This is a genomic window from Petralouisia muris, from assembly GCF_004793545.1.
GTDB classification, from domain to species: Bacteria; Bacillota; Clostridia; order Lachnospirales; family Lachnospiraceae; genus Petralouisia; species Petralouisia muris.
This window is the reverse complement of record NZ_SRYA01000115.1, coordinates 1-9598: the sequence shown is the minus strand read 5'-3', so window position 1 is coordinate 9598 and position 9598 is coordinate 1. Positions and strand designations below refer to the sequence as shown.

The 9598-nt window shown below is 47.9% G+C and carries 10 protein-coding genes and 1 pseudogene; all 11 read left to right on the top strand.

Annotation, left to right across the window (positions count from 1 at the left end; genetic code table 11):
• The first annotated feature begins 42 nt into the window (after positions 1-42).
• The gene (locus E5329_RS26775) at positions 43-444 is read left to right on the top strand and encodes a hypothetical protein (protein WP_135992245.1); all 402 of its coding nucleotides are present in this window, start codon (positions 43-45) and stop codon (positions 442-444) included.
• Positions 445-456: 12 nt separating this feature from the next.
• On the top strand, positions 457-639 hold the full coding sequence (locus E5329_RS26770; protein WP_135992244.1) for a hypothetical protein: 183 nt from the start codon (positions 457-459) through the stop codon (positions 637-639).
• A 13-nt stretch (positions 640-652) separates the two neighbouring features.
• Positions 653-889: a hypothetical protein gene (locus E5329_RS26765; RefSeq protein WP_135992243.1), complete on the top strand. Its 237-nt coding sequence runs from the start codon at positions 653-655 to the stop codon at positions 887-889.
• Positions 890-1138: 249 nt separating this feature from the next.
• Complete coding sequence (locus tag E5329_RS26760) at positions 1139-1351, top strand: hypothetical protein (RefSeq protein WP_135992242.1); 213 nt, start codon at positions 1139-1141, stop codon at positions 1349-1351.
• A gap of 87 nt (positions 1352-1438) precedes the next feature.
• The gene (locus E5329_RS26755) at positions 1439-1627 is read left to right on the top strand and encodes a hypothetical protein (RefSeq protein ID WP_135992241.1); all 189 of its coding nucleotides are present in this window, start codon (positions 1439-1441) and stop codon (positions 1625-1627) included.
• Positions 1628-1853: 226 nt separating this feature from the next.
• A pseudogene (locus E5329_RS32920) lies at positions 1854-7137 on the top strand (SpaA isopeptide-forming pilin-related protein); the annotation flags it as partial.
• Positions 7128-7232 (top strand): LPXTG cell wall anchor domain-containing protein, encoded by a 105-nt coding sequence (locus E5329_RS32915; protein WP_456320042.1) that lies wholly within the window; start codon positions 7128-7130, stop codon positions 7230-7232. The pseudogene E5329_RS32920 and the gene E5329_RS32915, both read left to right, overlap by 10 nt.
• 80 nt (positions 7233-7312) lie before the next feature.
• Entirely contained in the window at positions 7313-7750 is a 438-nt protein-coding gene (locus E5329_RS26745; RefSeq protein ID WP_135992240.1) for a helix-turn-helix domain-containing protein, read from the top strand.
• Positions 7751-7767: 17 nt separating this feature from the next.
• On the top strand, positions 7768-8760 hold the full coding sequence (locus tag E5329_RS26740; protein ID WP_135992239.1) for a DUF5688 family protein: 993 nt from the start codon (positions 7768-7770) through the stop codon (positions 8758-8760).
• Between the two features lie 12 nt (positions 8761-8772).
• Positions 8773-8901 (top strand): hypothetical protein, encoded by a 129-nt coding sequence (locus E5329_RS31215; protein WP_004055767.1) that lies wholly within the window; start codon positions 8773-8775, stop codon positions 8899-8901.
• Positions 8879-9421, top strand: coding sequence for a JAB domain-containing protein (locus E5329_RS26735; RefSeq protein ID WP_135992238.1), 543 nt, complete (start codon positions 8879-8881; stop codon positions 9419-9421). The genes E5329_RS31215 and E5329_RS26735 overlap by 23 nt, the downstream gene beginning before the upstream one ends.
• Positions 9422-9598: the final 177 nt, after the last annotated feature.

Sequence of the window (9598 nt, the reverse complement as noted above, 5' to 3'; positions counted from 1 at the left end):
ATTTTAATTTGACGTTTTTGTGCGGGAGACAGGAACTTTAATTTGCTGGGCTACAATGAACAGCATTGCAGGATACACAAGGTTCTGGCGGAACTGAACACGGAAATACACAAATCTGTCAACCAGTTCATCGTCGATGCGGTAGATTACTATATCCGCAGCCTGAATGACGAAAGCCTTGTGAAAGAAGCAGGGGAACCGAAGAAAGATGCCGGATACATTTCAAGGGAAGATTTGGACAGTATACGGTCAGAGTTGAAAAACGAAGTCAAGAATGAAATTATCATGCTGCTCGGCGCTGCCCTCGGAGGCGGGGCGGCAAGGGTGGCGGAGGGCAGCATGGGAAGGATGGTCATGGAAACCGTGGCGAAGGAAACAGCAGACGAGAATACAGAGGAACCCGAAGATCCAACCATGATGGAACTGGTTGACAACTGGGGATAGGAGGAATATTTTATGGCAGGAATGGTTTTAAGAAAGACCGGGGTGGTACTGCTTACCATATTAAAGTGGATATTACAGGCGGTGCTTGTGGCATTGAAACTGGTGCTTGGGATAGCAAAACTGTTCCTGCTGCTGCTTTCCCTTGTTATGAGGATTGTGCTGACCATGATAGGCGTTTCGGTTGGCAGACGATGAGAGGAGATTGAAAATGAAAAGGGAAAAAATGACAGAAGAAGAAAGGAGACAACGCAGATATGAAATGTCGGAGACATACCGCAGGAAAGTATTGAGGTTCACTCTGCAATTCAATTCCACAACCGATATGGAGGCGCGGGAATGGTTTGAGAAGAATAACAAAAGCGGCGCTTATCTGAAGCAGTTAATCCTTGAAGATAAAGCAAGGAGATTAGGGGAGACAGGGGCAGATATGGAAAAACGGCATTAAGGAGGTGATAAATATGTGGATGTTGAAGTTCTACAAGGCATATGCAAAGAACAAGAAACTGAAAAGAATGCTTGCATATTGGGGCAGGATGAAGTAGCCCCATAGGAGGAAAAAATGCACAGGATACGGGACAGACCTGAACCGATGTGTGTTCCGTGTAAATGATGCAGAGTCTGCCCATAAGGGAGGGGACAGCGGTACACGGACGCAGCCTGACTTTCCCTTATGGGGAAAGGATAGGTGATTTATATGAAAAAGAGATTATTTCCCATTTTATCCGTATCAGCCATGTTTCCGCTGTTACGGGCAGGAATACACCAGTGCCGGATTATGCAGGATTGTGCCGGAATATGCCTTAAACTTGACAACAGGCAGCACCAGAAGGTACACTTGATATTGGCGGAGCTGGATACAGAAATAAAAATCCGCAATCCGGTTCGTTGCCAGTATGGTAATTCATAATATCTCCAGGCATGAAAGCATTGTGCAGGATGCGGTTAAACGGAGGAACCAGTACAATGTAAGGATTGCGGCAGAGGATGGGGGGAAATGTCTATGGTGGGAATGGTTTTGAGAAAGACGGCGACGATCCTGCTGACCATATTAAAATGGATACTGCAGGCGGTGCTGATGCTCCTGAAACTGGTACTTGGGATAGCAAAACTGTTCCTGTTGCTGCTTGCACTGGCTGCAAGGGTGGTACTCACAATGGTCGGAGTAATGGCAGGCAGACGGTAAGGGGGACAGCCCTCACCGATATGTGACCTGTAAGACAGAAAATACAAATGAAAAATGCCCGTTTTCCCTTTATCCGTCTGTCATAACAGAGATATACGGGTTCCGCCGGGATATAAAGGGAAACGGACAGAAAGTAAAATCCAAACAAAATAACAGTAAACGGAAAATGACAAGCCATTTCATATGACTTGTTATTTTTTTGCCCTATTTTAAGGAGGAAATCTGAATGAAACAGAAAATGAAAAGATTTGCGGCAGGATTTTTAGCCCTGCTCACGGTCTTTACAACGCTGTTTGGCAGCGGGACGACTGCATTTGCAGCAAGTTCCAGCGCAAACATCTCGTTCTGGTATGCGTCAACAAGGGGGTCCGGCGAGGTAAGCGAGTTAAAGGCAGGCTATGACCACGGAAAAATCCTGTATGCCATTCTGGACGGCAATGCCGCCTACTGCATGAACTTCGGGCTGGCGGCAGATGGCGGGCAGCTTATGAACAGCTACCCCAATTCAAGCACTTCCATGACGGCACAGCAGGAAAAACTTTTAAGCTACTGCCTGTATTTTGGCTTTAACAGCAACAGCGCAACACCGCCGTCAAATGACCAGTGTGACCAGTTCATAGCGACGCAGGCTATGGTGTGGGTGATCGTGGGGGACCTGTTCGGCACAGGCAGCGGAGATTCGGCAGCAAGGAAGCTGTGCGATACGGCTCCGAACCCGTCAGCGTCCTATGATTATTATGTGGGGCTGAAAGACAACATCAATAAGTCATATAATGCCACAAGACCGAGTTTTGCCAGCAGGACACAGAGCGGCGCTGAAACGTATGAGCTGAAATGGAATGAGGGAAACCAGCGTTTTGAGAAAACCCTTACTGACAGCAATGGCGTACTTGGCAGCTTTGACATTTCGCTGAGCGGGTACAAGGTGGAAAAGGATGGGAACAGCGTCACCATTTCCAGTAAGGAAGTGAACACGGCGGCAACGATGGCAACCATGAACTCCACGGCAGGCGAAGTGGAGACTACTTCAAGCTGTGTGTTCTGGCTTACGGAAAAAGCAAACTATTAGGAGTTTGTATCGGAAAGACCGAGCGCCGATCCTGTTCATGCCTATTTCAAGGTAAAGACGGAAAACATCGGCTACGGGGAGATCGTAAAGACCGATGAGTCCAGCGGTGTAAAGCTGGCAGGAGCCGTATATGGGATTTATTCCGACAGCGGATGCAGCAATAAGGTAGATACCATGACTACTGGCGGTAACGGTTATGGGAAATCCAGTGCGCTTGTGGCAGGAACCTACTATGTAAAGGAGATTACCGCACCGAAAGGATATGTACTCAGCGGCAAAGTCCACACACTGACCGTAAAAGCAGGACAGACAACCGGGATCAGCGCAACGGACAAAGAACAGCTTGGGGCGATTACCATTTATAAAGAGGGGGGAAGTCCTGACCGGATGGAATGGCAGCAATTTCACTTATGAGAAAAAGAAACTGCCGGGGGCTGTTTTCAAAGTGACAGCAGGCGCAGACATTTACAAAGCTGACGGCACAAAGGTCTACAGCAACGGGGATGTGATCGCTGAAAACCTTGTGGCAGGAAGTGACGGGCAGGTGGTTCTTACAGACCTTCATCTTGGGACGTATGTGGTTACGGAAACAAAGAGCATTGACGGATATACCATCAATACAGAGCCGCATACAGTGAAGATTGAATATAAGAATCAGATGGCAGAGGTGCAGTATGAGGCAACAACCGTCCTGAATACCAGACAGAAAGCGGAAGTTTCCGTTACAAAGAAAGATTCCGAAACAGCGAACCCTCTGGACGGCGGACAGTACACGCTTTATGCTGGCAGTGACATCAGGAATTATGCAGGACAGGTCATTGCGACAAAGGGGACTGCATTACAGACCGTCACGACAGGGGAGGATGGCAGCGCCGCTTACACGGTAGACCTTCCAATCGCAAACAGCTACTATATTTCAGAGACACAGGCTCCTTACGCATATTACAGGAACAGTTCTGACGTATACAGCTTCGATTTCAACTATCTGCCGGAGACAACAGCAAAGGCAGCATTTACACACACATTCGTAAATGACAGGACAACAGCAAAGATCCATATTTACAAAGTGGATAAAGAGACAGGCAAGGCAGTTCCGCAGGGGGACGCAAAGTTGGAGGGTGCAGTCTATGGCTTGTATGCCCGTGACGATATTGCACACCCGGACGGCGCAACGGGCATTATCTTCCATGCGGGGGACCTTGTTGCGACACTGACAACGGACGGGGCGGCAATGCAGAGGTCAACAACCTCTATCTCGGCAATTACTATGTAAAAGAAATCACACCGTCAGAGGGGTATCTCCTTGACGAAGAGGAACATGATGTTGTCTGCGATTATGAGGGCGATCTTGTGGCGGAAGTGTCAAGAAGCACTACATCGGCAGAGCAGGTCATCAAGCAGCCGTTCCAGATTATCAAAATATCCGACAATGGGGACGACACGGAAGCGCCCGTGCTTTCCGGTGCAGGCTTTACCGCCTACCTGAAATCTTCCTTATCCGTACTGGAAGATGGAAGTTATGATTTTGACAGCGCAAAACCTGTTGAAATCGGCAGCAAGGGGGAAACTACCCTTTTCACGGATGCAAAGGGGCATATCGTGACACAGCCAATCCCTTACGGGACTTATGTGGTGGTTGAAACAGTCACACCGCACAACATGCAGCCAGTAAGACCTTTTGAAGTGAGGATTGCGGAGAACCACCCGACAGAGCCGCAGGTATGGCGTGTATTCATTGACCGTGAATTTACCGCAAAGCTGCGTGTGATCAAGAAGGATGCAGACACAAAGCAGACAGTCCTTATCCCGAACACGGAGTTTAAGATTTTCAACCTTGACAAAAACGAGTATGTCAAGATGGTTACTACTTATCCGTCAAAGGTTACACACACTTCTTTCTTCACGGACGAAGATGGCGACTTGATCTTGCCAGACGTATTGAAGATTGGAAATTACCGCATTGAGGAAGTGAAAGCGCCTCATGGATATGTGCTGAATACGGATTATGTGGAAGTGGAAGTTGATTCCGATACGTTTTATGAAACTGATCCCGACACTTATGATGCAATCATTACCGTGGAATATGAAGATGAACCCGTTACCGGGGAACTGACGGTGGAGAAGAAAGGCGGAATCCTTGACGGTTACAAAGGCGGCTTGTTTGCTGATTCTGAGGAAAAGGAGTTTGTCTATAAGGAAGGTTCCCTTGCAGGGGCAGAGTTTGAAGTCTATGCCGCAGAGGATATTTTTACAGCAGACATGCAGAAAGACGAGAACGGAAACAGGACAAAGTATTACGGCAGGGGCGATCTTGCTGCAACGCTCACAACCGGGGAGGATGAGAAAGCAGGCATTTCAGGGCTTCCGCTCGGACAGTACCGTGTAGTGGAAACAAAAGCGCCTTATGGATATGTGCTGAACGGGGAAGAGCAGCTTGTAACATTCGTCTATGTGGACGATAAAACCCCGGTAATCCATGAAAGCGTGACATTTGCCAATGACAGGCAGAGACTTGATATGTCAGTCATTAAGAAAGATGCAGAAGAAGATACACCAGTTGCAGGTGCAGTGTTCGGACTGTTTGCGGCAGAGGACATAGAAAATGCCAATGGCGATGTAATCATTGAAGCCGGAACACTTCTTGAATCTGCAACATCTGATGAAAACGGCAGGATCGCTTTCAAAAAGGATTACCCGTTTGCCGTTTATGAGGCAAAGGAACTGGCAGCGCCGAAAGGCTATGTTTCCAGTGAGGAAGTAATTACTTTTGTGACAGAGTATCAGGGACAGCATGAAGCAGTTGCAGAGTACAGCAGCGAATTTCTGAATGAGCCTACAACCTTTGAATTTACAAAGGAGGACATCGCAAGCGGCACAGAGCTTTCCGGCGCAATGCTTACCGTCATTGACAAAGACGGCAGCGTGGTTGACAGATGGACTTCCGTGGCAGAAGAAGCCCATGTAATCAAGAGACTTGCAGCAGGGGAAACTTATACGCTCCGTGAGGAGTTTGCGCCTTACGGCTACCTGAAAGCAGAGGAAATCCAGTTTACAGTGGAAGATACCGCTGACATTCAGCGTGTGGTTATGAAGGACGAAGTACCGACAGGCGCAATCATAATCAACAAGGACGGTGAATTTGTAACGGACACTACCCTGATGAAAGGACACTGGTATGATTTCATTTTCAACTATTTCAAGGACAGCCTTGCAGGGGTAGAATTTGAAGTCTATGCAGCGGCGGACATTGTAAGCCCGGACGGTCTTGACACAATCCATTATGAGGCAGACGAGCTTGTGGCTGCAATCACTACTGACGAGAAAGGCTATGCAAGCATTGACAGCTTACCACTTGGAAAGTATTACCTTGTGGAAACAAAGACACTGGAAGGGTTCGTTCTGGACGATACGCCAATCGAAGCAGACCTTTCCTATATTGATCAGGATACCAAAGTGGTTTATGCAGGAATGAACATCAGCAATGAGAGACAGAAAGTGCAGATCACAGTGGTTAAGAAAGAGGCAGGCACAAAGGAAGTGCTTGAGGGAGCCGTATTCGGGCTGTTTGCAAAAGAGGACATCGTGAATAAAGATGGCAAGGTCGTTGTAAAAGCCGGAACTGAAATTGAGCGTGGCGTGACCGGAAAGGACGGAAAACTGATCTTTGTATCTGACCTGCCGCTTGGAAAGTATTATGTGCAGGAGCTGACAGCACCGAAGGGATATGTGAAGTCTGATAAGACATTTGACGTGGATGCGTCCTATCAGGGCGACGATAAGGAAGTAATCGAATTTGAGGCGGAATTTGAGAACAAGCCAATCAAGGTGCAGATTTCAAAGACTGACATCACAGGCAGCAATGAGATTGAGGGAGCTGTCCTTTCCATTATTGATGCAGACGGCAAGCTGGTTGAGAAATGGACTTCCGGCAAGGAGCCGCACATGATTGAAAAACTGCCTGCCGGAAAATATACCCTGCGTGAAGAAACAGCGCCATTCGGGTATGTCATCGCACAGGATATTGAGTTTGAGGTAAAAGAGACAGCCGAAATCCAGAAAGTAGCAATGAAGGACGAGGCGGCAGTCGGGAAAATCATCATCAGCAAGAAGTCAGAGGACGGAAAAGCGCTTGCAGGCGCAAAATTTGAAATCCGTGACAAGGACGGGAAAGTGATCGAGACGCTTACCACGGACAAGGACGGTCATGCAGAAAGCGGCGAACTTCCGATTGCAACATTTAAGGACGGCAAGTATGAGGCTGCAATCACTTATACCGTAGTGGAAGTGGAAGCCCCGAAAGGGTATCTGCTCGATTCCACGCCAAAGGAAGTGAAGTTTGAATACAGGGACGGAAAGACGAAAGTGCTTGCGTACACCCTTGAAGTGATGAACAAACCTACGGAACCGAAGCTCCCGCAGACCGGGGACAGCATGAACCCGTGGGTATTTGCAGGGTTCGGACTTGCGGCTGTCGCTGCCGGACTTGCAGCTCTTTTCTGGAAAAAGAGAAAAGACGGGGACGGCGCAGAGGCATAGAAACAGGACAGATGGATAAGCCGAGGAGAAATCCCCGGCTTATTGTCTGCAATAAAAAGCGCAGAGTGAGGTGAAGAAACATGACTTATGGAGACAGGCTGAAATTTATACGCACATTCCGGCAGATGACGCAGAAGGAGCTTGGAAACGCCTGCAATTTTGGTAAGAATGGACACCTGTTCATTGCACAGTATGAAAGCGGGAACCGTACACCAAAACCGGACCGTAACCGCCATATTGCAGAGGCTTTGGGCGTAAATCCAAAAGTGTTGATGTGGGATGCGGAATTGCCGCATGAGGATATTGTCTTTCAACTGTGCTGGGCGTATATCCTTCCGTCGTCAGACTATCCGCTGTCCCTGACAGATGCAGTTCTGGAAGAAATACAGGTTTTCCTGTCGGAATACAATATGGCGCTGGAAGGGCAGTTATCCGAAACGGAATATATTGAAAACAGGCTTGAGTTTATGAATGGAATTGAAAAATACTGCGGGGCTCAGGCGTTATCCCGTTTTTGATTGGAGGAATGGAATTTATGATGGATTATGAAATATTCAAAGAAGTAGTGAAGGAGAGTTTTTTATCCTATATGCCAAAGGGCTATCAGGACATGGAGGTAAGAGTTACCCCGGTGGATAAGGTAAACCGTAAACTGGACGGAATCAGCCTTTTGGCGCAGAATGAAAATACAATGATTTCCCCCACTTTATATATCAATGATATGTATGAGAAGTATTCAAAGACAGGGGACTTACAGGCAACCCTGCAGGAAGCAGCGGAAGCGATGGATGCGGTATTCAGGGAGGCAACGCTCCCGCCGCTGGATATAAGCACGGCAAAGGACAATATCATATTCCAGCTTGTGAACACCATGCAGAACGAGGATATGCTGAAAAACCTGCCACACAGGGACTTTCAGGATCTGTCCATCATATACCGATGGGTAGTAGGCGTGGAACAGCAGGGACTTTCAAGCGTTGTAATCAATAATCATGTGGCAGAGTCACTGGGAATGGGTGAGGAACAGTTATTCAAGGCTGCTGCGGAAAACACCAGACGCATACTGCCGCCCGTGGTGCAGTCCATGAATGAAGTCATGAGGGATATGTTTGTGGCTGACGGTATGCCGAAAGAGCTGGCAGACCTCATGATTGGGGAGCAGGAGCCGGAAATGACCATGTGGGTTATATCAAATGAAAGAAAGATAGACGGTGCGGCGTCCATGCTTTATGAAGATAAACTGCACAGTCTGGCAGAGAGAGTAGGGACAGACCTGTATATCCTGCCCTCTTCCGTACACGAAGTTATTGCCGTATCCGTAGAAATGGGCGAACCGGAAGAACTGGCACGGATGGTTTCAGAGGTAAACATGGATCAGGTGGACCTTAGTGAGCGGCTTTCCAATCAGGTGTACCATTACGACAAAGACCTGCGGAAGATCACGCTTGCCACGGACACACCAAACAAGCGCCTTGATGGGAAAGATACAGAACGGGGGCGCACAGACGGGAAAAAACAGTCCAGATAGGAGGCTTATTATATGGAAGAAACACCAAAAGAACTGACCGTAAAGGAACTTATGGAACTGGTGCAGCAGCAGGAGGGAGAATTTATTATCCGCATTGAGCCGGGAGAGGGGGAGACGGATGCAGGAACAGGAACCTTTTAAACTGGAAGTCGTATCGGTAAGGCTGGTAAAGGATGCACCGCTGTTTTCAGACCACCAGCTCACAAGCCCGAAAGATGCCGTAAAGGTAGTGGGAGATTTTTTATGTGAGATGGACAGGGAAGTATTATGTGTCATCAACCTGAAATCGGATGGAACACCTATCAACTGCAATATTGTGAGCATAGGGGCAGTCAATCAGACGATTGCAGAGCCGAGGGAACTTTTCAAGGCAAGTATCCTTTCCAATGCGGCGCAGATGCTCATGATGCATAACCACCCAAGCGGCAGTCTCGAACCGTCCAGACAGGACGTTATGATGACAAACAGGATACTGGATTTGTCAGAATTGATAGGAATTAGGCTGGTTGACCATATCATCGTGGGAAATGACTGTAACAGATATTTTAGTTTTAGTGAAAAAAAGATGATAGAGTACCCGGCAATAACCTACAGGACAGACTATGAGGATCTGAATTTTCGGAGTATTCCAGTGGTTGCAGAAAAAGGAAAAGCAAGGTGAGGCGATGGAAGAGAGGAGAAGTTTTACGGCAGAGGAGCTTGCGATTGCAAAGAGCGTTGACCTGACAGCAGTAGCGGCAAGTCTCGGCTACACCGTGAAAAAGGTAGGCAGATACCACACCCTGAAAGAAATGGATTCGATACGGATTTACAACCGCACGAACTGGTTCCGGTGGTC

Coding starts and splice junctions, on each gene's coding strand:
- E5329_RS26770 (WP_135992244.1), top strand. CDS start 457: ATGGCAGGAATGGTTTTAAGAAAGACCGGGGTGGTACTGCTTACCATA.
- E5329_RS26765 (WP_135992243.1), top strand. CDS start 653: ATGAAAAGGGAAAAAATGACAGAAGAAGAAAGGAGACAACGCAGATAT.
- E5329_RS26760 (WP_135992242.1), top strand. CDS start 1,139: ATGAAAAAGAGATTATTTCCCATTTTATCCGTATCAGCCATGTTTCCG.
- E5329_RS26755 (WP_135992241.1), top strand. CDS start 1,439: ATGTCTATGGTGGGAATGGTTTTGAGAAAGACGGCGACGATCCTGCTG.
- E5329_RS32915 (WP_456320042.1), top strand. CDS start 7,128: ATGAACCCGTGGGTATTTGCAGGGTTCGGACTTGCGGCTGTCGCTGCC.
- E5329_RS26745 (WP_135992240.1), top strand. CDS start 7,313: ATGACTTATGGAGACAGGCTGAAATTTATACGCACATTCCGGCAGATG.
- E5329_RS26740 (WP_135992239.1), top strand. CDS start 7,768: ATGATGGATTATGAAATATTCAAAGAAGTAGTGAAGGAGAGTTTTTTA.
- E5329_RS31215 (WP_004055767.1), top strand. CDS start 8,773: ATGGAAGAAACACCAAAAGAACTGACCGTAAAGGAACTTATGGAACTG.
- E5329_RS26735 (WP_135992238.1), top strand. CDS start 8,879: ATGCAGGAACAGGAACCTTTTAAACTGGAAGTCGTATCGGTAAGGCTG.